The sequence below is a fragment of the Sphingorhabdus contaminans genome (assembly GCF_007280415.1).
Classification (GTDB): Bacteria; Pseudomonadota; Alphaproteobacteria; order Sphingomonadales; family Sphingomonadaceae; genus Sphingorhabdus_B; species Sphingorhabdus_B contaminans.
In genome coordinates this window covers 928985-951248 of sequence record NZ_VKKU01000001.1, presented here as the reverse complement: position 1 = coordinate 951248, position 22264 = coordinate 928985, and the positions used below count along the sequence as shown (strand labels likewise).

The window sequence follows — 22264 nt, the reverse complement described above, 5'->3', positions numbered from 1 at the left end:
AATATTTATTATGTTAAGTAATATCTGTTATCAGGGCTGCAGGGTCATTTCATTCCCCTCAACTTTCCAGCTCTGCATGGAATCCAGAAAGTTCATACCAAGGACATTTGTTTCGCCAAAATTCTCTGACACAACTACATGATGGTCCAGAATTTTATGCGGACCGATTTGTAAGACTTTTATGTTTCCGCGCTTTGCCGTGACACGTCCATTGGCCGTATCCAATATGATCGGATAACCACTGCTATCAACTTCTACGTCTGTTGCGGCAGCTGTGTTCGCGTTAACCGCTGTCGTAGTGGCGCCGCTGTCGATCATGAACCGGACATCTTTGCCGTTGACGCCAACTTGCAACCAGTAATGCCCGTCGTCCTGGCGACGGAGCGTGACAGCTTCACCAGACACATTCTGCCCGGCCGTGCCGTTTATGTCCGCCTTGACACGTTGCCAGATGGCCTGGAATTCAAACCGAAAGCTGAATACCGCAAACAGCGCCGCAAATATTGCGACCCAAGCCAAGCTCATTTTGGCAACTTGTCCCAGCGGCAATCGGCGTGCAGCAAGCGATGCGATCAATAATATTGCGCATGTGACGCCCCAAATCAGCGAAGGACCGTCCTCCATAACGTTCATGGTTTGGCCTTCGTAAAGAGGCGATAGAAATTTTCGGTGGTTTGGCGGGCGAGGGACTCCTCCCCTTCTCCACGCAAATCTGCCACAAATCTGCCGGTATCGGCAACGAACGCCGGCTCCCCTGTTTTACCCCGATGGGGAACGGGGGCCAAAAACGGGGAATCGGTTTCGAGTAACAGTCGATCCGAAGGCAGCCATCGTGCAACTTCCTGTAAATCCTTCGCATTTTTGAAGGTCACGATACCGGAAAGTGAAATGTACAACCCCAAATCCAGCGCAATACGTGCGAAATCCGCGCTTGCGGTAAAGCAATGGATAACACCGGAAAAAGCGCCGGCGTTCATTTGTTCGGTGAGGATGGCCGCCGTATCTTCCTCGGCATCGCGGGTGTGGACAATCAGTGGCAATCCCGTTTCGCGCGCGGCGACGATATGTTCGACGAAGGAACTGCGTTGCTGGGCGCGGTCGCTGTGGTCGTAATAATAGTCCAACCCCGTTTCGCCGATACCGATGACGCGGGGATGTTCCGCTCTGGCAATAAGCTTGGCGCTGTCGACGCCGGTGTGGCTGTCGGCTTCGTGGGGGTGGATGCCTACGCTGGCCCAGATGTCGGGTTCTTGCTCAGCAAGAGAGAGAATTTCGTCCCATTCGCTTTCCCGGGTTGCGATGTTCAGCATTTTGTTAACTCCGCTGAACCTTGCGCGGGTCAGGACGTCGGCTTGCTGTTCGACCAGGCCCTTATAGTTCAAATGGCAGTGGGAATCGATGTACATCAAGGATTTCCGCCATCTTCAGGGGCCAGTTCGAGCCGCGGGAACAGGCCTTTGGGCTGTTCCAGCCGGTAATCGCTCTCGGCCAGGGGCGAGTACCAGTGCGAGCCGATTTGCGCGAAGTTCCGGACCGCCTCCGGCACGCCCATTTGGTCGAGAAGCTTTGTTGCGGCCTCCGGAATGATGGGCTGGGCGGCCAAGGCGAGTTGCGCAATGCAGATGAACAGCGTCGCCAGCACCGTTTCCATCCGCTCCGGATCGCTCTTTTTGAGCGCCCAGGGCGCCTGTGCGTCAATATAGGCGTTGCACGCAAAGACCGCCTTCATCCAGCTTTCCAGTGCCTGCGACATGGCCAGATTTTCAAAATGCGCCGGTATTTCGGTGGCAACAACCGATCCCACCAGGTCGAACAACGCAGAATCTTCGGCGGCATGGCCACGAATGGCCGGCAAATAACCATCGCAATTCTTGAAGATCAGCGACAAGGTACGCTGCGCCAGATTGCCGAAACTGTTGGCGAGGTCCGCATTTACGCGCGTAACAATGGCTTCGGCGCTATAGCTGCCATCCTGCCCGAAACTCACCTCGCGCAGGAAGAAATAGCGCAGCGCATCGACACCGAACAGGTCCGCCAACTCCATCGGATCAACGACATTGCCCAGCGATTTGGACATTTTCTCGCCACGTGACAGCAAAAAGCCATGTCCGAACACCCGCTTGGGCAATGGCAGACCGGCCGACATCAGGAAGGCCGGCCAATAGACCGCATGGAAACGCACAATGTCCTTACCGATGATATGCACATCCGCCGGCCAGAACCGCGCAAATTCGCCGTCCGTATCCGGATAGCCGATGCCCGACATATAAGTGGTCAGGGCGTCCACCCAGACATACATGACATGATCCGGCGACCCCGGAACCTTGACGCCCCAGTCAAAACTGGTCCGCGACACGCTCAAGTCACGCAAGCCGCCCTCTACAAAGCGCAACACTTCGTTCCTGCGGCTTTCCGGCTGAATGAATTCGGGATTTTGCGCGTAAAGCGCAAGCAGCGCATCCTGATAGCGCGACAGGCGGAAAAACCATGTTTCCTCAACGGTCCATTCCACCGGCGTACCTTGCGGGGACAGTTTGACGTCCCCTTCCCCCTCGACCAGTTCGCTTTCATCGTAAAAAGCTTCATCGCGGACCGAATACCAGCCTTCATAACGGTCGAGATACAGGTCGCCGCGCTCCTGCATCGCGTTCCAGAGGGCCTGGCTCGCCTTGTGGTGGCGTTCGTCGCTGGTGCGCATAAATGCTGTATAAGATATGTTCAGTTTGTCGCACATATCCCTGAAATAAGAGGACATTTCGTCCGCAAACTCCAGCGTGTCGCGCCCTGCGGCACGCGCCGTTTGCACCATTTTCAAGCCATGTTCGTCTGTGCCGGTAACAAAGCGGACGTCGCGGCCCTGAAGCCGCTGAAACCGCGCAATGGCATCGGTCGCGATAGCCTCATAGGCATGGCCAATATGAGGCTTGCCATTGGGATAGGCGATGGCCGTGGTAATATAAAAGGGCTGAGACATGGATACTCTTAATGTTCGGGGCTCAAGCGGCCTTATGGGTTTGAAGCGAAGCCAGCAAGCTTCCCATTTGGAAAATGACGCTCTGCTTATCAAGACTGAGCGCAATCGCCCGGTTAGCAAGGGCCGAGGCTGCGGTCCAGACTTCGGTGGCGGCAAGCACATTTGCGGCGTCCATCTGGCGCGCCCGATCCGCGATCAGCGACGGGGCCAGCCGCAAAAAGGCTTCATAACGCTGCTGCGCGGCTTTCAGCGATAATTGTTCGGCAAGCGCGATGCGCATGTCGTTGCCGGGATCGCCCGTCTGGATAATGGCGTGCATGGTGCTGTCCAACTTGCCGAGATCAAGCCCCATAAAATCAATCGCCTGCCCCGGTGACCCCTTTCCTGCGCGGATAAGGGCATCCAGGTCTTCCGGATCGATCTCCGATGCCGCATCCGACAAGGCCGCTTCCATCTGCATTTGGTTCAGTGGTTCGAAACGCAGCATTTGGCACCGCGAACGGATTGTCGGCAGCAACCGGTCACTCGCATGGCTGACCAGAAGGAAATAGGTATCTGCTGGCGGCTCTTCCAGGGACTTGAGGAGCGCGTTTGCTCCGCCCCGTTCCAGATCATCAGCGGAATCAATGATAATCGCCCGCTTGTCGGCAAGGCCCGGTCGTGTGGTCAGGCTTGCCTGCAGATTGCGTATCTGTTCGATGGTGATGCTGCGTTTCAATTCGGCATTGGCATCGGGTTCGTCATCATCCTTTGCAGCTTCCTTGGGAAGCCTTTTAACGGTGAGGATATCGGGATGGGTGCCGCGCGCGATCAGATTCGAATAGCGGTCATCGGGATCGACAAGCGATGCAGCCGCCCGCAAGGCAAAACTTGCCTTTCCCAAGCCGCGCGGCCCAGCCAAAATCCAGCCATGATGCAGCTTGCCCGAATCCAGGGCGGACGAGAATTGTCGCCATACGGCATCATGTCCGATCAGATTTGTCATGGACGCGTAAGCAAATCGTCGATTTCGGCCAGCAAGCGCGCGGTTACGGTCGTCGCATCCCCGGAAGCGTCGACCAGACGCACCCTCGGGTCATTTTCGGCAAAGCTGACAAAGGCAATATCGACTTCGGAATGGAATGAGGGATCGCGGCTCTGGATACGGTCGGCCTGCCCTTGATCGCGTAATGCGGCGCGGCGGCCCGCTTCGGCAGGATCCAGCCGCAAAACCAGTGTCCGGTCGGGCAATAATCCTCGGCTACCGAAGTTGTGGAGCGCCATGATATCGGTATCGGAAAGGCCCGAGCCGGTGCCCTGATAGGCACGGCTGCTGTCGATGAAGCGGTCCGAGATCACCCATGTGCCTTTTTCAAGAGCCGGTTCAATCAGGCGTTCGACATGGTCGCTGCGTGCAGCTGCGAATAACAGTGCCTCGGTGCGGGGAAGCCAGCGTTCCTCGCTGCCGCCCAAAAGCAATTGACGGATTGTCTCGGCACCGGGCGTGCCGCCGGGTTCGCGCGTAATGATCACTTCAAACCCGGCCTTCCGGATCGCTTCGGCAAGGGCGATAATCTGCGTCGTTTTTCCGACCCCCTCGCCCCCTTCGACCGACAGAAAACGCCCGCGCGTCATGACCCCTCCATCCAATTTTTCAGACTGTTCCATGTGCGCAGCCAAAATCCGGCTTTTTCCATCGACGATGCGGCGACCAATGCAGTTTCCCTGCTGGTCCCATCATCAAAAACGGCAACAAGTCTGGCCAAGCTACTTCCCTTTTTTATCGGTGCTTTGACGGGTCTGTCATACCGCACCACAAGCTTGTAACGCTGTGCGGAACCCACTGGCAAGGAAAGTGCGAAATTACGAGGGGTAATTACGGAAATCCTGTCCTGAACACCCTGATATACGGGCAAAGAGGCCACATGGGCCCCGGCAGGATATAAAAGCAGGCTGCGCCAGTCGTTAAATCCGTGGTTGAGCAGACGAATTGATTCCTTTTGCCTTTCTTCCTCGCTTGGCAAACCTGCCACCACCAATATCAGCCGGCGACCATTCTGTACGGCTGTGCCTGTGAAGCAAAAGCCTGCCTCGTGGCTGTGTCCGGTTTTCATGCCATCGGCGCCGTCGACCCGCTGCAAAATGGGGTTGCGATTTGTCTGCGCTATTCCGTTCCAGCTATATTTCCGCAGCCCGTAATATTGGCGGTACAACTCCGGAAAATCGGTGATTGTCCGCCGGGCGAGGATCGCCATATCCTGCGCGGTCGACACAGTTCGCCGACGGTCAGGCCAGCCATTCGCCGTACCAAAAACACTGTCCTTCATGCCCAGCCGTTGGGCCGTCCGGTTCATCAGTGCCACAAATTCCTTTTCCGAACCCGACACACCTTCGGCCAGCACGACCGCCGCGTCGTTCCCCGACAGCGTCACAACGCCATGCAGCAGGTCAGAGATTGGAACATATTGTTTCGGTTTCAGGAACATGGTCGAGCCGACACGCTGCCATTTGCGCCAGCTTTCCGGCCGAACCTGCACCTTGCTGGCGGGGTCTAATTTACCTTGTTTGATGAGATCGAAAACAACATAGGTCGTCATCATCTTTGTCATAGAGGCTGGCGCCATCGCGCGTTTCGCATTTTTCTCCAGCAGGACGGTGCCGGACGACATATCGACAAGATAGGCTATCGGTGCGGTGGTGCGGACGGTCGGCTGACACTGTGCAGGGTAAGCACAAACAAGGGCAAAGGCCGCAAAACAAAGACGCATGACGTCTTCATAGCGAGGCGCTCTTCCTTTTCGCTAGTAAATTATTCGCGGTACAATCGGGCGGCCGGATAGCCGTTTTTCTGTAACGATGCCAGTTTCTGGTCCGCTTCGCTTTTGCTTGCAAAGGGCCCCAGACGGACACGGAACAGACCCGAATTTGGCAGGGTCGATACCGATCCCCCCACCTTCGCCGCCAAGGCGTCAGCGCGCGCTCGTGATGATAGGGCGGCGATCTGGACGATATAGCCGCCTGTTGCCGGCGCTTTGGCTTTTTCTTTTGCGGGCTCTGCGGGTTTTGCCGACGCGCTGTCCTTTTTGGCCGCAGGCGCTTTTTTGGCCGGTACCGTCGCTTTTGCTGTCTTTACCGGTGGCGTCGCCGGTTTCACAGCCGCGCTATCGTCCGCAGCAGCGGTCAGGACTGGCGGCTTTGCGATTTTATTGCGTAAAACCCGTAACAACTGATCCGGGGTTTCGATCCGCTCCGTTGCCCGTGCACCGGACCGCAGTACCGCCTTTTCCTGTTCGGGCGGATTTACGCGCCGGACCCTTACGGCTGCGGGTGCTGCACTGTTCAGCCCCAGTTGCTCCACCGCGCCTTGGGAAAGCTGGATCACATTGTCTTTGGCGACTGGACCACGGTCGTTCACGCGCACGAGGATGGTTCGGCCGCTGTCCAGAGCTGTGACTTCGACATAGCTTGGAACGGGCAAAGTCCGGTGCGCGGCCGAGATACTTGAGGCGTTGTAGGTTTCACCATTTTCCGTCGATTTTCCAACCCGGTCGGCGGCAATGACACCGGCATAGCCGACATCGTCATACAGCGGATTATCCTGCGGCGTGTAGGTGACGCCATTTTCGGTAAAGGGCGAACCCAGAATGACCTGACCGTCCGTTACGGTTTCCGGCGCGGCGGCAACGGTGCTTAACGGAGGCGAAGGACGTTCGCCGCCCACAACACCGCACGATGTCAGCAACGCAAGACTTGCGACTGCGCCTAATGTCTCAGTTGCGAACCTCATCAGCCAATAACCCCACGGAAAGCGCGTAAAAATTTGAACAATTATAGTCCAATATCACGCGGTAGTTGCCACCGAGTAAATATGCGGTCTGCCCCTGTCCGTCGGGCTCGATCAACGTCGCCAGCATGGAATCTTTCGGCCAGAATCCCCGTTGGGGAACGACGCCAAGCTGACGCCATTCGGCAATGGTCTTCCACTGGCTATGGCGGGAAAAGACGCGCGGGCAACGCGGTGCGGTCATGCGCGACTGGATGGCGCGGCGATCAAGCGTCGCCGGCACATTGACCGCAAAGCCCCATTCCTCGCCACGGCGCCAGCCGGCGTTGACGAAATAGTTGGCGATCGACGTCATCGCATCGACTTCACTTTTCCAGATATCGGCATAGCCGTCCCCGTCACCATCGCGGGCCAAACGTAAATAGACCGAAGGCAGAAACTGGGGTTTACCCAGCGCCCCTGCCCAGCTTCCGGTAATGGCATATTGGGGCACACCACGGTCAATCATCTTGAGGACCGCGATCAATTCCGCCTCAAACAAGGCGCGGCGGCGGCCTTCATAGGCGAGCGAAGCCAGCGCTTCAGGCGCGTTATAATTGCCGGTAACCGTGCCGTAATTTGTCTCATGCCCGTAAATCGCAATCATCATTTCTTCAGGGACGCCGGTTTCGGCTTCGATCCGCGCGAGCAAGGGGCGCAGCTCGGTATATTTCGCCCGGCCGCGCGTTATGCGCGAGGCATCGACATGACGGGCCTTATAGGGCGCAAAATTGGGGATAGGCGCATCTGCAGCTCCCTCAGGCTGCGCGCGATCCAGCCGGACCACCCGCTCATTATAGCTGATAGACGGCAGGACCCTGTCCAGCGTCGCGGCGGTTACGCCTTGGGCAAGCGCCTTCTGACGCACCTCGGTGAGATAGGCGCGGAAGCCTGTTTCCATCGCAATTGCGGGTTGCGACGGCATGATCGATTCCTGCGCTTCCGACCCTTGCGGCACCTGAAAGGCCATGACGCAGATGCCCAATGAATACAGAATCTTACGCGTGACCAAAATCTATCCCCTGTAAGCCTTATTGACGTCAGTGTGCCACAGTGCAGAGGATATGGGAATCGCAATCCGTTGCGCTTTGCCGCATTTGACAGGCGTTCCGGCATGGCCCGCCCCCTAAACCATGTGAAGAAAAGTTGCGGAAGCGCGAAGCACTTGCAAGCACGGGCATTGCTGGCTAGGGGCATTTCCTTCGCGGACAGGTGGCCGAGTGGTTTAAGGCAACGGTCTTGAAAACCGTCGTAGGTGCAAGCTTACCGTGGGTTCGAATCCCACCCTGTCCGCCATAACCCTAATAAATTCAAACACTTGTCATGAATATAGGGGCTATACTCACCTTCCTACCCACCTTTTTACAAGGGCTAGCCAACGCCTACCTCGCGCCAAATGGCACCCCCACCCCATCGTAAAAACCTTCCTGACGTGCTCCCACCGGGGTGGCACCCCCTTATTCTGGCTAATGGGACCCGCAACCCATATAAGCATACTAGACCGGGCAGCCGATGCCAATGAAGCCGATACGCGACAGCTTAGCGTACATTGCTGCCGTTCGCACCGCCTTCGTCGCGCCTAGCAATGACCCCGGGATCAGACACAATGGCTGGTTCGAGACGGTAGCACTGCGGCAGCTAAAAGCGCTGGCGAATACACCCGCATCCCTTGGCTGCCCTAGGGGACCCGGGTAATGGGCGGGGGGACATAGCTCTGATTGATCAAATCCTGTGCCGGGAGATAGGCCCGAAAGAAGAGGTTGAAGTCCGCATTCTGCGGTGTAGGCAACCAGTTCAATCCCTTTACCTTCTGCTTTTGAGGCGACAATAATATTGTTAGGGAACCATCCGGACCGAATACTAGGTCCGGATCGATGCTCCGTACTGCGTACTTACCAGTCCCAGGATCTACCAAGTTGAATTCGTTGTCGTAAAGCGTGATCGACCAGAAGGATTTTACCTTGGGTATCTGATCCTGGCTGAACTTGAGCATGTAGGTATTGGCACCATTGAGTTTGGCGCCCCCGTTATCGTGGAAGCTCCTGAGCTTGACGGCTTCTTCAACCCAGTTTTCCATACCGCCCGCCAGCGATTGTGTGGCAGCGCGACCAAGGAAGTCACCGTTCTCTGCCATGCGGCCCCAATTCTGAGGATTATAAACCCAACCATTCACTTTCTTGCGCTGGTTGGTCACCGACCCCATGTCTTCAGCTACCGCTTCGAGCAGCTTCATTGCATCCGCCTGAGCGCGAACCAAACCCCGCTTCGTGGCGGCATCCATCTGGGCGATTGATAGAATTGCCTTTGGCCCAATGCCGACAAGACCGAACTGAACCATAAGAGCCTCATCGCGTTTTGGCGGCGGATTCTCGATAAGCAGTGCCGAAATCGATTTCATCGCCGAAAGCTCATCCGTAGTTTGTGTATTGCGAACAAAATCACGCACTGGCCTTGTTTTTTGCGGGTTGTCCTTGCCCCATTCGCTCAATTGAAAAATTGTCATGCCATCCTGTACCGCATGGGCGATCCTAAGGTCAGCGTTGGTATTGGTGGTATACGTACGCCCAAGCCCAATTATCCATGGCGTTGGGGATTTAATGACTTTGTCAACTCCGGTGGGAACAGATCGATTCCATTCGCCATAGTAGATCATGTAAGATACGGGCTTGTTTTGCGCGTGGTCCCGGGGACTAATGTAAGCAAAGGCATCCGTATACCAGTCTGTGAACTCGATAGACATGTAGCGGCCATCTGGGTTCGCCGGCAACGTGTAGATCAGGGGCTCCTTGCTAACATCTGAAAAAGATACTGAGTAGAGTGTATCCCGATTCATGGAGTTGCCGTACCGATAAGTATGATCAGACAACTTGCGGTAGTGGTTGTAGACGTTGCCTCCTTCGAGACTCAAATCGGTCTTCGGGCCATCGATCCATGCTTGACGCATACTGGCGAGCTTAAGTGATGGATAACCATAGATGAATGCCTGCATGCCGACGTTATAGGCATAGGTTTCACGCCAGTCAGGCGCAGGCGAACTCTGTGCGACTAGTTCCTGCGCAGCAATGATTTGCGGCGGCAGTGCAGTTGCAACTACCAAACCTAGAACGATAATCGCAGATTTTGACAGGCGCATACTTCCTCCGCTAATTTGCAGAGCTTGTCATACTGTGCTCTTTCGTGTTAAGATGTCACCTAGATGACATGAATTCTCCGGCTCCCCCAAACTGGATAGACGATCTCCCTGAACCAGCCCGCCGCGATGTTGAAGCGGCAATGGTATCGCGCAGCTTTGCTCGCGGGACGTTGATCTACACTCGCACCGAGTTACCCGACGGCCTTTATGTCGTGCGCCAAGGCACAGCTCTTTTTTGTCTAGACGGGGAGAATGGGCGGCACTTACTGTTGAAAATCATCCGTCGGAATGAGCTTTTCGGAGAAGCAGCCATGTACGACTTGCTTCCGGCACCGGTATCCGTCGAAGCGCGCAGTGAGCTTATGGTGTCGCTTATCGTGGCAGCAGATGTCCACCGCCTAACGTCGCGACATCCAGAAATCGAGCGAGCTTTGGCTAAGGTTTCGGCAGCCAATGTGCGGAACTTGTTAACTATCATGGAGGAACTGAGCCTGATGCCCCTGCGCGAACGTACGGAGGCGAGGCTGCGCCGTATGGTCCGCGAGGAAGGCAGTCTTTTACTGGACGTTACCCAAGCTGAACTTGCATCAATGCTTGGTGCCTCTCGGCAGGCTGTAAATATCGTCCTTAGCCAGTTGCAAGCCGAGGGGTTGATAAGCCGGCAGGTGCGAGCAATAAAATGCAACTGGCATTGATCGCCATGGATCATTGCTCACGCATCCACTGGTCCCAACCTTTGGATAATCCCAAGCAGACGCTTGCAAGCTTACCGTTCATCTTCGCCGTGCATCATGTCACACCTTGACAGAAGGCACGACAGACTAATCACACTTTGGCGCAAGATCTAAATTTGAGGCGCGAGGTCAAATCAACTTAGCGATATCGTTCCGAGCCTAGAGCTAGGTCAATTTTAAACATGCGCTAATGCGCCAATCAAATTCCATGGGAATGATAACGGTGTGTCAACTAGATGACATCCCGTCGGCCGTCTGCCCGTTAAGTTGATCCGTCATGTCGTTGGGTATGCGAGGTGCGGAATGTTCGAATCTCAGTGATTGCCGTGGAAAACGTCCAGAAAGTTCAGTTTGGGCGGCGGCTTCTGGTGAGTGCCTTTTGGTCAACAATCGCTGATGTCTTAAGTGACTGTAAAGCAACGATGATCGTTAGAGTTCGAAGTATCAAAGGGAGGAAAAAATGAATCGAAGTAACTGGAAAAAGCCCTATCTGAAGGGGCAATTGTCGTTGGCTTGTTCAACTGTTGCTTTGCTTGGGGCACAACCGGCTCTAGCGCAGAATGAAAGCGACGAAGCGGCAGAAAGCTATGCTGACGACGTGATTGTCGTCACCGCCCAAAAGCGTAGTGAAAACGTGCAGGACGTTCCAATTTCGGTCGCCGCATTCGGTGCTGCAAAACTGGAGCAAGAAAATGTCCTGACCGTTCAGGACCTACCACGCATCGCTACCAACTTTTCGGCGACACGCAGTTCGCAGGCCGCCAGTATCCGGTTGACTGTTCGTGGCATCGGCGCGCCCGGTAACACCGCTACCGAGCCAAGCGTCGCGGCGTTTCTGGATGGTGTATATGTTCCGCGTCCGGGTTCTATCATCGGAAACTTCCTTGATATCGAAGGTGTCGAGGTTTTACGTGGGCCACAAGGAACACTGTTCGGCCGCAATGCTAGCGTCGGCGCGCTGTCATTCCGCAGCGCCCAGCCAGAAAACGAATTTTCAGGCCGGATCAGCGCCGAGGCAGGCAACAGCGATCGCTACATGATGCGTGGACATGTCAATCTCCCGCTTGGAGAAAATGTCGCGATGCGTTTTGCCGGTCTCGGTTCTTGGTTCGACGGATATTGGCTTAACCAACTTGACGGCCAGACTTATGGTGGCTCGGACGATTATGCCGGCAGGCTTTCGGTTAAAGCGGAACTGGGTAATCTTACATGGCTGATCCGCGGTGATTATGCCAAGAGCAATGGAGACGGTTATGTTCCCAGCGAATTCAAGCCAAATTCGGTTTCCACAGCCCAATTGACGAGTTTTCTTGGGCTTCAGAATGCGTTGTCGGGCTCGGCCAATGACACGGTACTGTTCGACCGAAATGTGCGGCAAAGGATTACTGCAGACTATAATGACAAGAATTGGGGCCTTTCCAGCGATGCAACGTTGGAGGTCGGCAGTTTCTCGCTGCGGTTGATCAACAGTTATCGCCGTTGGGACAGTTCGCAAATTGACGGCGATGTAATCTTCACTCCTGTTCCATTGGCGTCACGGGAAGGTGGCTATCTCTCCAAAAGCCATAATCACGAGTTGCAATTGATCTCACCCAAGGATGAACTCTTGGGCGGCGCGCTAGATTTCGTTGCTGGCCTCTACTACTTCAGTGAAGATTTCGTCATTGATGAGCGGCTCCAGCTCGGAAGCCAGTTCTGCAATGCGTTGGTACCGGTTGCTTCCCGCCCAGCGTGTAATGGACTCCTCGCGACTGGTGGAGGAGTCAATGCAACCGATCAGGATTTCGCGCAGTCGGTCGATAGCTTTGCAGTCTACGGTCAGGCCAATTTTAGGATCGCAGAACCTCTAACTTTCACTCTGGGCGGTCGCTGGACCAAAGAGAAGAAGGACGCAACCTATGTTCAGCTGCGCGGCAATCCGTTTGCAGCCGGATTACGTGCAACGGAAAATACCATTCTTGAATTGAAGGATGATCGTTTCACCTGGCGCGCAGCTCTCAATTACAAGCCGAACGACGACGTAATGATATTTGCGAGCTATTCGACCGGCTTCAAATCGGGGGGATTTAACTCCGGCGGCGGGGCTGTAGCGTTGAACCAATTGCGCCTCTTTGGGCGGGAAACGGTGAAGAACTACGAAATTGGTGCAAAGACGAGTTGGCTTGACAATGCCCTTCAGGCGAATCTCACACTTTACCGCATGGACGTTGGCGGATTTCAAGATCGTAGCTTTGACGGGGTCAGCTTTGTCGTTCGCAATGCCGGCAATTTGCGACACCAAGGGTTTGAGTTTGACACGCGCATCGCTCCTTCGCGAAACTTCGTGATCAACGCTTCGCTCGCTTATCTCGATTCCGAATTCACCTCTTACCCGGGCGGTGCAGGCCTTCCCGGTCTGGGCGGCGTTCAGAATCTTGCCGGCACGCGGAATAACTATGCTCCGGAATTTTCCGGCAGTCTTGGTGCAACATGGACTGGGGACATCGGCAGTTCCGGTCTTGGCTGGTCGCTTAACGGCAATCTTGCCTTAGTTTCCGACCAGAACAACGGCGGTGTCACCGACAATAATCGGCAAACCATCCAGGATGGTTATGCTTTGGTTGGAGCGCGCCTTCAGATCAATGGCCCCGATGATCGTTGGAGTGTTGCGTTATTCGGTAACAATCTGACTAACAAGGGTTATTGCAACGCACAGTTCTATCAAGTGCTCGATGCAGCTTTCGGATTACGAAATGGCGTTTTTCCGGGCAGCACAGGCGTCAGGTGCAATGTCGCTCAACCACGTACTTATGGTGTTTCAGGCACATTTAACTTCTAGAATTTGAATGCGCGGTGTCGTGCGAATGGTCTTTGGCTGTTCGCACGATACGGACGTATTTAGGAGCGTTGTAAGCCTCAAACAGCTTGTTGATATACAGTCTCGTAAACGTTTTAGCGCCGCTAGTTTGCGCTGCTAAGTCCGCTTAGTCGACGAAGCTGCCGTCACGACAACAGATTTATCTGCGGCAGTTACTTCCCGTATGGGTGTGCCAGATCAAATGAACTCGAAACACACAACTTCAAAGTTGTGGAGATCACCGAAAGGTGGCACATACTGGCACATACCGGAGCCTCAAAACTCACGGAAATCGGCCATTTCAGGGTGAGATTTAACAGTCCCACCCTGTCCGCCACTATATTCCCTTCCATTCCCGTCAGAAGCTGGCCGATAGCGTTAGATTGCCCACATGGTCGATCCGGTCGGTGCCGGTCCTGACGACATACTGGTTGAGGTAGCCGGGTTCGAGCGACACGCCCTTGCCCAACGGAACCGAAACACCTGCAAAATTGCGCCAAAGCCCGATACCGTCCCGTTGGAGACGTGTCTGGTTCAGGCCGATAAAGGCTTCGGTCCAGGCAATCGCACGGACTTTTTCGGACAAGGGCGCGGTTAAGCGGAATTGCTGGCGGATACGCAGCGCGGTTCCGTCCGTTTCTTCGAGAAAACGTTGCTCAAAGCGGGTTCTGCCTGTGACTGTGACGCCCTTTCCATCACCGGCGACGCGAAAGGATAACTGTTGAAACGCACGATGTTCGTTGGTTGACGCCCCGTTTTGCGGGTCGCTGTAAACATAGGCATAGCCGAGATGGATCGAGGTGCTTTTGTCGAGCTTATAGCCAATGGAAGGTCGGAAGAGAAACTGCCCGAGCCGCGATGCATCGTTGGTAAAGCGCTCCTGGGCCTCCAGACCCAGCAGCATATCGCCGCCCAGGTCAATTGTTGCCGATTGGGCGAGCCAGATATTGGGGTCCTCATCTGCGGCGACGGCAGGTGCTGTCGCGGCCAGTAAGAGGGCAGTTACGCCCATAAGCTTTGCAAAATGCGTCATATTCTTTCCCTGAAATTTGGCAGTAAAGCAATGTCCCTAACCGTGAGATGGTGTCGGGGCATCGGCCATATGGCTTAGGCTGGCGGGCCAGTTGGGGACAGTTTCGGGCTGTTTTTGTCTTGCATCCCCCAAGAATTTCCGCGTAACAGCCGCCTATCGGGGTAAAGCAACCTCCCGTTCAGGCGCCTCGCCCAAGTGTTGTCTTTTCATCCGGTTTTCCGGATGCTTAAGGCGTGGAATGAATATGGCGTCCCAATTAACTGTCCCCGACTTTTCCGAACTTGTCCGCGTGTTCACTCGTATCGGCTGCCTCAGCTTTGGCGGTCCTGCGGGGCAGATTGCGTTGATGCACCGCGAACTGGTGGAGGAACGCAAGTGGATCGATGAAGAGCAATATCTCCACGCGCTGAATTTCTGTCACCTGTTACCCGGCCCTGAGGCGCAACAGCTGGCGACATGGATTGGCTGGCGGATGCACGGGATCCGGGGCGGGCTGGCGGCGGGCCTCCTGTTCGTGGTGCCAGGCGCGCTGATCATTCTCGCCTTGTCGATCCTTTATGCCTATGCCGCCAATCTCGACTGGTTCGCCGCGCTTTTTCTGGGGATGAAGGCCGCCGTGCTAGCGATCGTGGTGCAGGCACTGATCCGGATCGGCGGACGGGCGCTGAACACGCGGTTCAAGCAGGTGATGGCTGTCCTTGCCTTTGTGGCGTTGTTTTTCCTCAATCTGCCCTTCCCCCTCGTCGTACTGGGTGCCGGTGCGGTGGGCATCGCGGTGGCGCATTATCGGCCCGACTGGCTCGCGCTGAAGGCCGGAGGCGCCGTTGCCGCGACGACCCCGCGACCCTGGGGCAAGACGGCGACGACCATCGCGGTCTGGCTGGCCATCTGGGCCGCACCGATGGCGGTCGTCTTGCTGACGGTCGGGCAGGACCATGTGCTCTGGCAGATCGGCAGTTTCTTTTCGCAGCTCGCGATCGTTACCTTTGGCGGGGCCTATGCGGTGCTGGCCTATATGGCGCAGGAGGCGGTGCAGGGATTTGGCTGGCTGAGTGCCGGGGAAATGGCGGATGGCTTAGGCCTTGCCGAAACCACACCGGGGCCGCTGATCATGGTGACCCAATTTGCCGGCTATCTCGCAGCCTTCCGCGCGCCGGAGCCCTTTACGCCGCTGATCGCGGGGATATTGGGCGCAGGCCTGACCACCTGGGTGACCTTTGCGCCCTGCTTCCTGTGGATCTTCGCCTTCGCGCCGTGGATCGAGCGTCTAGAAAACGCCCGCTGGCTCAAAGGCGGCCTCGCGACCCTGACCGCCGCAGTCGTCGGCGTCATCGCCAACCTGACCGTCTGGTTCGCCCTGCATGTGCTGTTTTCGAAGATCGGTGAGCTTCAGATCGGTCCCGTACGGCTCTACTGGCCGGATATCGCCAGTTTCAACGGACAGGCTGCCCTGCTCTCGCTACTGGCAGCTTTGTTGATATTCCGTCTGAAGTGGAACGTCATACAGACGCTGGCCATTACCAGCCTTGCCGGTCTGGCATTGGGGTGGGCGGCCAGTTAGCCGCCCCCTTCCCACTTATTTCTCGGGCGTCAGTTTGGCGCCGTTTTCAACATTCTCGTTGAAGCTCGTAACAACCGAGTCGACGATCATCTGCACTTCTTCATTCGCGAATTTTTCGGCATCTTTCTGGCTTGAGCCATAAGAACGCTCGGACTTGATAAGGATATCGCGATAGGTGGTGCGCTCCGTCATGCACGCCTCATCCGCAGCCTTGGTAAAGCTGCTCGGCGACATTTTCTCGGTTATTCCTTTATTGTGCGTCTCGATCATGCAGTTGTTAAACGCCTTACGGGCGTCGTCCAACGGATCGGCCTTCATGGCAGCCATGCTCAGCATTGTTGCTGCGACCAAAGTCAACATATTCGTAACCCCCAGCTACATTTTCATCGCGGTTCTGTGAACCTTGCCCATTTTTAATACCACATACGCGGTCCCGCAATCAATGCACTTACATGGCTGCAGGTAAGCTGAATGCGTGCAAATCAATCGATCAGTTTGCCACTTTTTACAACCGCGTCGACCGACTCAAGTTCACGTACATTGGTCAGCGGATCGCCGTCGACTGCAATGATGTCGGCATATCGGCCAACCGCAATTGCACCCACATCCTTCTCCCGGCCCAGCGCCTGCGCACCGTTGCGGGTCGCGGCCTGAATAGCCTCCAGCGGGGTCATGCCATATTCCACCATGACGCGGAATTGTTTGCCGATTTCGCCATGCGGCATCACACCGGCGTCCGATCCGAAGACCATCTTGACACCTGCCTTGTGCGCTTTGCGGAAATTATCGCGTTGTATTTGAGCTACTTCGCGGTCTTTCCTGAGATTATCTTCGAGCACGCCATTCTTCGCGCCTTCGGACTGCGTATATTCGGTGTTGTAGATATCCATCGAAAACCAGACCGGCCGCACCCGCGCCGCAGCAAGCTTGATGCCTTCATCATCCACCAGGCTAGCATGTTCGATCGTATCAATACCGGCTTTAATCGCGGCCTTGATCCCATCACCACCATGGGCATGCGCCGCGACCCGCAGGCCCCATTGATGCGCTTCATCTGCAATCACGCGCAATTCGCTCTCGGAAAGCTGCTGCTGTCCGGGCTCTGTATTGCGTGAAAATACGCCGCCCGTTGCACATACTTTGATGACTTCGGCGCCATATTTCCGCTGACGGCGGACCTGATAGCGCAGTTCGTCCGGGCTGTCGGCAATCCCCTCTTCCTTCTCGGCCTTTTCAAGGCTGGGCGGCAGGAAGGTCGAGTCGCAATGCCCGCCCGTCGCGCCCAGGGCATAGCCCGCCGGCACGATACGCGGCCCTACGGCATAGCCATTTTCAATTGCCTGTTTCAGACCGATATCGTTCCGGTTACCCGAACCCACATTGCGAACAGTCGTAAACCCGGCCTTTAACATGGCATGCGCGTTACCAACGGCGGTCATGCCCCAAAAGCTGTCAGTAAATTCCAGACCGCGATATCCGCCAATATCGGCGGGGCCATCCAGATGGACATGCATGTCAATCAATCCGGGAAGCAATGTCTTACCCGACAGGTTGATATGTTTGACATCGCTGCCCCAGCGCACCGTCCGGGCATCGGCAATACTGGCAATACGGCCATCTTCGCCCACGAAAATGGCTGGAAACTCGATGACCTTGCCGGTCAGCACATCAATCATCTTGTCGGCGGTAATCACTGTATTCTGCGCGTTAGCTGCCGTCGCAAAAAGTGCCGCACCGCACAGAGCCAAAATGCGCGCGTTTCTCTCGAAATTCCCCGTCTTTTTCATGTTTCCCATCCTATAGAATCCGAATGTCGCCACGATGGCAAAAACACGGCGCGGGGGACAGAGAAAAACGCGATCCTTGCGACTAAGGCGACAGCACCGATGGAAAGTGGGCTGTTCGCTGATGCTGGCGATACGCAATGACGGCGGCGGCGGCCAGTGCAAAGGCCGCGCCGAGCATCCAGCCGCCCACAACATCGGTTGGCCAATGGACGCCCAGCATGATGCGCGACAATCCGGTGAGGAGGATCATGATGGCTGCCGCTGCCTGCCACAAGGGATGACGCGCCTGCGGAACGAGCATGATGAACAGGATATAGACCACAGCGGCATTGTTTGAATGGCCACTGGGAAAGGCGGGGCTGTGGATGATGTCCAGTTGCGGCACCAGATCCGGACGAGCGCGACCGAATAATGCCTTCATGACGTCAGACGTAAAGGCGGAAACCAAGGTTGTCAGTCCCATTGCGAGCGCCGCACCCCACCCCCACCAGCGCCACAGGGCCAATGTCAGGATGGTCACAATCACATAACGCTGAACCCCGCCGCCGATCCAGCTGACACCCTGCATGAACAGGATTAGCCATTCCGGCGTAACGCCACGCTGCATGTTCAGCGCGTGGGAAATGGCAAGATCGAAGGAACGGAAATAGCCGTGGTTCACTGCAAAACCGAGGGCAATGACCATGACGAAAAGAATGCCAGCAATAAAGAACAGGCGCTTAGCTAACATCAATTCCACCCGTCAAATTCGATTGTTTATGGATTTCAATTTGTTTTACCAGACTTTTGGAAAAGCGCCGAAGTGTGAAAATGCCACCATAAATCTCGCGCGGCCACACATCGATATAAAGGTACTCAGACGTGTTTCTACCCAAGAAATCCGTTTTATTTGGCTTTTCCCGATCCGGATTTTCAATTTTCAAAGTTAGCCATACCGGCGGATTGATGCTTAAATGTCCGTTGGTTTTATCAGGTCGGATGCGCCGTTGCATAGCGATGCCTTTTATGGATTGAAAAGGGAAAACAACCCTTTCTCCACCATCTTCGTATGCGAGACCATCATTACAAATTTCGAAAAGCGGTTTAGCGTTTATCCATTCTTCTGCGCGATGTCCCCAATGCTTGAATATGGAGTAAAGCCCGCACAGGCCTACGCTGACCTTGAATTTTACGGCTGCCAATGCAGGAATGAACTTAAAGGCCGCGATAGTTAAAAATAAGGCGGGAATATATAATATGCGGACGAAGCCCCAGTCGGTTCTGACGTAGAGACTTGTAACCGGCCCGGGTCGCCTTTTCATCAGATCCGCAACATCTTACCTGAAAAACCTCGACAAACGTTTCTGCAGCCTACGCGACGTTGTATGAGCACATAGCGTATCAAATACAATAGCGCGTCAGTGCATCATAATGCGGGCGGCACTGGTCGGCGATTTGCTGTTCGTGCAGGGTCAGTTCCGACGGCGCTGTGGGCTGTCCAAAGCCGGTGCTGTTCCACACGGCGTTATACCAGTGCGATGCCCAGATTCCGTCGCTGGGATGCGGGCCCTTTGGCCAGCCCAGCATTGCAGGGTCCCAGATGATGCCGATTGCCTCGCACAATGCACGCAGCCCATGTTCAGGGTCGGCAAGCAGGCGGTTGCTATCGACGACCGGTGCCGGGCGCCCTATTTTTGCCGAAACCCTGTCATGATATTCGACCAGACGTTCAAAGCCCAACTGGTTGGCGTGTTTGAGGTCGTTCTTCTGCCGGTAACTGGCAACCATCAGGTCGGGATCACGTACCAGGAAAACATGTTGATGGTCCGGAAAATCATCCACGCTGACCGGCCCTTCCATATGGTGCGACATATGTTTCTGATACCAGAGCGTCTTTCCATCCGGAATTGGTCCGCGCATGGCGGCGGCAACGGATTGCCAGTCGACATCCATGTCCGACATGATCTCGGCGGCCATTGCATGCGGTTCGCCCGTAGTCTTCAGATAGGCACCATAAAATGGTTCATCGGTGACATGGCAGTCACTGCGCGAGGAAAAACTGCGCATCATCGCGGTGGAAATATTGCGCGGGCCAGACCACATCGCAATATGGACACTCATCCGGCAATGTCCCGCTCGACCAGTTCCTTATAGAGAGATTGCAGCCGTTCGACCATCGGGCCCCTGCTCTCGCTGATCCTGCGGCCGTCAATTGTATGTACAGGGCAAACCCCTGCAAAGGTGCCGGTGACAAAGGCTTCTTCGGCACTATAGACTTCGGTCAGGGAGAAATTCTTCTCGAATACCGGAATCCCCTGCTCCCGGCAGATTTTAATGACATTGCCGCGCGTGATTCCGCCTAGGCAATAATCGCCGGTGGAGGTCCAGACTTCACCTTTCCGCACGATGAAGAAATGGGTCGAATTGCAGGTGGCAACAAAGCCATGTGGATCGAGCATCAATCCTTCATTTGCACCCGCCTCTGTCGCCTGGATACAGGCGGTGATGCAGTTCAATTTGCTATGCGAGTTAAGTTTCGGATCCTGCACTGCGGGATCGCCTCGGCGTACATGCACCGTGAACAGGCTGATGCCCTTTTCGATGACTTCGGCATGCGGTTCTTTATGCTCGGCAATGATGACGATAGTGGCCGGGCTGACTACGACGCGCGGGTCCTGATAGGGGGTGGAGCGGACGCCGCGGGTGACCATCAGGCGAATGTGGCACGCGTCCATGGCATTTGCCGCGATTGTTTGCTCCAGACGCTGGGTCAGCTCTTCGCGGCTAATCCCGATATCCATCGCGATCGCCTTTGCCCCTTCCCAGAGCCGGTCGAGATGCTCTTTTAGAAAGGCCATCCGCCCCTTGTAGACGCGAATTCCTTCCCACACGCCGTCACCCAGCATGAAACCGCTGTCGAATACGGAGACAACCGCCTCCGCGCGCGGGGTAAGCACACCATTGACGTTGATCAGAATCCGCTCGTTACGCGGATCGGGTGTGAAATCCTGCGTGCCCTTGGCCATCACATATGCAACATCTTGCCATAAGCCCCGAGCACGCTTTCGTGCATCATCTCGCTCAAGGTCGGATGGGGGAAGACGGTGTGCATGAAATCGGCTTCGACCAATTCGGCCGTTTTCCCGATGGTATAGCCCTGGATCAGTTCGGTCACTTCGGCGCCAACCATATGCGCACCCAGCAATTCGCCGGTCTTGGCATCGAAAACAGTCTTGATGAAGCCCTCTGCCTCACCCAGCGCGATGGCCTTGCCATTCCCGATGAAGGGGAAATTACCCACCTTCACATCATAGCCGGCTTCCTTTGCCTTCGCCTCGGTAAGGCCGACGCTTGCAACCTGCGGGTGGCAATAGGTGCAGCCCGGGATGTTTTTCGGGTCCATGGCGTGCGGATGCCCTCCGGCAATGGCTTCGGCGGCGATAACGCCTTCATGGCTGGCCTTATGCGCCAACCAGGGCGGCGCGGTCACATCGCCGATGGCCCAGATGCCTGGCACATTGGTACGGCACATGGGGTCGGTATCGATATGGCCCTTTGTTGTGGTAATACCGAGCGCTTCCAATCCGATATTCTCGGTATTGGGGACAATGCCGATGGCGACGATACAATGGGAATATTCGCCATTCACAACAGTGCCATCCTTGCCCTTGATCGCGGCAGACACGCCGGTTGCGGTCGCCTTCAGGCTTTCGACACCGGCACCTGTCATAATCGTCATTCCCTGCTTTTTCAGGGACTTTTCAAGGAATGTTGAGACATCGGCATCTTCGACCGGGACGATACGGTCCATCATTTCGACAACGGTCACCTCTGCGCCCATGTCGTTGTAGAAGCTCGCAAATTCGATACCGATAGCGCCGGAGCCGATAACCAGCAGCTTTTTCGGCATTTCCGGTGGCACCATAGCGTGGCGATAGGTCCAGATGCGCTTCCCATCGGCAGGCGCAAAGGGCAGATCGCGGGCGCGGGCGCCGGTCGCGATGATGATGTTCTTGGCGGTGAGCTCTTCCACCTTGCCGTCTTTGGTCACGCTCAGCTTTCCGGGGGCCGTCAGCTTGCCGTCGCCCATATGGACGGTGATCTTGTTCTTCTTCATCAGATGCGTGACGCCCTGATTAAGCTGCTTTGCAACGCCGCGCGAACGCTTCACCACAGCATCGATATCCGCACTGATATTCGACGCGGTCAGGCCATAGTCGCCGGCATGCTGCATATAATGATAGATTTCCGCCGACCGCAGCAGCGCTTTGGTGGGAATGCATCCCCAGTTCAGGCAAATACCCCCGAGATTCTCCCGCTCGACAATGGCCGTCTTCAAACCAAGCTGCGCCGCACGGATCGCGGCCACATAGCCACCGGGACCGGAACCTAGAACGATAAGGTCGTAATTGCTCACAATTTTAC

At 55.6% G+C, this 22264-nt stretch carries 20 protein-coding genes and 1 tRNA gene; 4 read left to right on the top strand and 17 right to left on the bottom strand.

The window, feature by feature from the left end; all coding sequences use genetic code 11:
- Positions 1–30: 30 nt before the first annotated feature.
- The 8 genes from FOM92_RS04650 to FOM92_RS04615 are packed head-to-tail and all read right to left on the bottom strand — an operon-like array spanning position 31 to position 7701.
- A complete protein-coding gene (locus tag FOM92_RS04650) occupies positions 31–633 on the bottom strand; it encodes a retropepsin-like aspartic protease family protein (protein WP_143775610.1) in 603 nt (200 codons plus the stop codon).
- A complete protein-coding gene (locus FOM92_RS04645) occupies positions 630–1406 on the bottom strand; it encodes a TatD family hydrolase (RefSeq protein ID WP_143775607.1) in 777 nt (258 codons plus the stop codon). The genes FOM92_RS04650 and FOM92_RS04645 overlap by 4 nt, the downstream gene beginning before the upstream one ends.
- On the bottom strand, positions 1406–2974 hold the full coding sequence (gene metG, locus FOM92_RS04640; RefSeq protein ID WP_143775604.1) for a methionine--tRNA ligase: 1569 nt from the start codon (positions 2972–2974) through the stop codon (positions 1406–1408). Before metG ends, FOM92_RS04645 begins: the two co-directional genes overlap by 1 nt.
- 22 nt (positions 2975–2996) lie before the next feature.
- Complete coding sequence (locus FOM92_RS04635) at positions 2997–3959, bottom strand: DNA polymerase III subunit delta' (protein WP_143775601.1); 963 nt, start codon at positions 3957–3959, stop codon at positions 2997–2999.
- Positions 3956–4588 carry a dTMP kinase gene (tmk, locus tag FOM92_RS04630; RefSeq protein ID WP_143775599.1) on the bottom strand — a complete coding sequence of 211 codons (633 nt, stop codon included), beginning with the start codon at positions 4586–4588 and terminating at the stop codon, positions 3956–3958. The genes FOM92_RS04635 and tmk overlap by 4 nt, the downstream gene beginning before the upstream one ends.
- On the bottom strand, positions 4585–5721 hold the full coding sequence (locus FOM92_RS04625; protein WP_143775596.1) for a D-alanyl-D-alanine carboxypeptidase family protein: 1137 nt from the start codon (positions 5719–5721) through the stop codon (positions 4585–4587). The genes tmk and FOM92_RS04625 overlap by 4 nt, the downstream gene beginning before the upstream one ends.
- A 41-nt stretch (positions 5722–5762) precedes the next feature.
- A complete protein-coding gene (locus FOM92_RS04620; RefSeq protein WP_143775593.1) occupies positions 5763–6740 on the bottom strand; it encodes a septal ring lytic transglycosylase RlpA family protein in 978 nt (325 codons plus the stop codon).
- Positions 6724–7701: a lytic murein transglycosylase gene (locus tag FOM92_RS04615; protein ID WP_246087217.1), complete on the bottom strand. Its 978-nt coding sequence runs from the start codon at positions 7699–7701 to the stop codon at positions 6724–6726. Before FOM92_RS04615 ends, FOM92_RS04620 begins: the two co-directional genes overlap by 17 nt.
- 281 nt (positions 7702–7982) lie before the next feature.
- On the opposite strand from FOM92_RS04615, the gene FOM92_RS04610 reads away from it, so the two are divergent.
- Positions 7983–8072, top strand: a tRNA-Ser gene (locus FOM92_RS04610).
- A gap of 382 nt (positions 8073–8454) precedes the next feature.
- Here the strand turns inward: FOM92_RS04610 and FOM92_RS04605 are convergent.
- Positions 8455–9909, bottom strand: a complete 1455-nt coding sequence (locus tag FOM92_RS04605; RefSeq protein WP_143775588.1) for a DUF1254 domain-containing protein — start codon at positions 9907–9909, stop codon at positions 8455–8457.
- 68 nt (positions 9910–9977) lie between these two features.
- Between FOM92_RS04605 and FOM92_RS04600 the strand changes: the two genes are divergently transcribed.
- Both FOM92_RS04600 and FOM92_RS04595 read left to right on the top strand, forming a co-directional pair.
- Positions 9978–10604 carry a Crp/Fnr family transcriptional regulator gene (locus FOM92_RS04600; RefSeq protein WP_143775587.1) on the top strand — a complete coding sequence of 209 codons (627 nt, stop codon included), beginning with the start codon at positions 9978–9980 and terminating at the stop codon, positions 10602–10604.
- A 499-nt stretch (positions 10605–11103) separates the two neighbouring features.
- Positions 11104–13461 carry a TonB-dependent receptor gene (locus FOM92_RS04595; protein ID WP_143775586.1) on the top strand — a complete coding sequence of 786 codons (2358 nt, stop codon included), beginning with the start codon at positions 11104–11106 and terminating at the stop codon, positions 13459–13461.
- Between the two features lie 376 nt (positions 13462–13837).
- Here the strand turns inward: FOM92_RS04595 and FOM92_RS04590 are convergent, their stop codons facing one another.
- Positions 13838–14512 (bottom strand): DUF2490 domain-containing protein, encoded by a 675-nt coding sequence (locus tag FOM92_RS04590; protein ID WP_246087146.1) that lies wholly within the window; start codon positions 14510–14512, stop codon positions 13838–13840.
- Positions 14513–14756: 244 nt separating this feature from the next.
- Here FOM92_RS04590 and chrA point away from each other — a divergent pair, with 244 nt between their 5' ends.
- The gene (chrA, locus tag FOM92_RS04585; protein ID WP_143775585.1) at positions 14757–16073 is read left to right on the top strand and encodes a chromate efflux transporter; all 1317 of its coding nucleotides are present in this window, start codon (positions 14757–14759) and stop codon (positions 16071–16073) included.
- Positions 16074–16088: 15 nt separating this feature from the next.
- Here chrA and FOM92_RS04580 read toward each other — a convergent pair whose 3' ends face one another.
- The 7 genes from FOM92_RS04580 to lpdA all read right to left on the bottom strand — a co-directional run bounded on the left by FOM92_RS04580 (position 16089) and on the right by lpdA (position 22259).
- On the bottom strand, positions 16089–16433 hold the full coding sequence (locus tag FOM92_RS04580) for a hypothetical protein (RefSeq protein ID WP_143775584.1): 345 nt from the start codon (positions 16431–16433) through the stop codon (positions 16089–16091).
- 122 nt (positions 16434–16555) lie between these two features.
- Positions 16556–17869, bottom strand: coding sequence for a Xaa-Pro dipeptidase (locus tag FOM92_RS04575; RefSeq protein ID WP_143775583.1), 1314 nt, complete (start codon positions 17867–17869; stop codon positions 16556–16558).
- A gap of 73 nt (positions 17870–17942) precedes the next feature.
- Complete coding sequence (locus FOM92_RS04570) at positions 17943–18590, bottom strand: phosphatase PAP2 family protein (RefSeq protein ID WP_143775582.1); 648 nt, start codon at positions 18588–18590, stop codon at positions 17943–17945.
- Positions 18580–19161, bottom strand: a complete 582-nt coding sequence (locus tag FOM92_RS04565) for a hypothetical protein (protein WP_143775581.1) — start codon at positions 19159–19161, stop codon at positions 18580–18582. Before FOM92_RS04565 ends, FOM92_RS04570 begins: the two co-directional genes overlap by 11 nt.
- Positions 19162–19240: 79 nt before the next feature.
- Positions 19241–19960 carry a sulfotransferase-like domain-containing protein gene (locus FOM92_RS04560; protein ID WP_143775580.1) on the bottom strand — a complete coding sequence of 240 codons (720 nt, stop codon included), beginning with the start codon at positions 19958–19960 and terminating at the stop codon, positions 19241–19243.
- Complete coding sequence (locus FOM92_RS04555; RefSeq protein ID WP_143775579.1) at positions 19957–20865, bottom strand: aminotransferase class IV; 909 nt, start codon at positions 20863–20865, stop codon at positions 19957–19959. The genes FOM92_RS04560 and FOM92_RS04555 overlap by 4 nt, the downstream gene beginning before the upstream one ends.
- Positions 20865–22259: a dihydrolipoyl dehydrogenase gene (gene lpdA / locus FOM92_RS04550; protein WP_143775578.1), complete on the bottom strand. Its 1395-nt coding sequence runs from the start codon at positions 22257–22259 to the stop codon at positions 20865–20867. The genes FOM92_RS04555 and lpdA overlap by 1 nt, the downstream gene beginning before the upstream one ends.
- Positions 22260–22264: the final 5 nt, after the last annotated feature.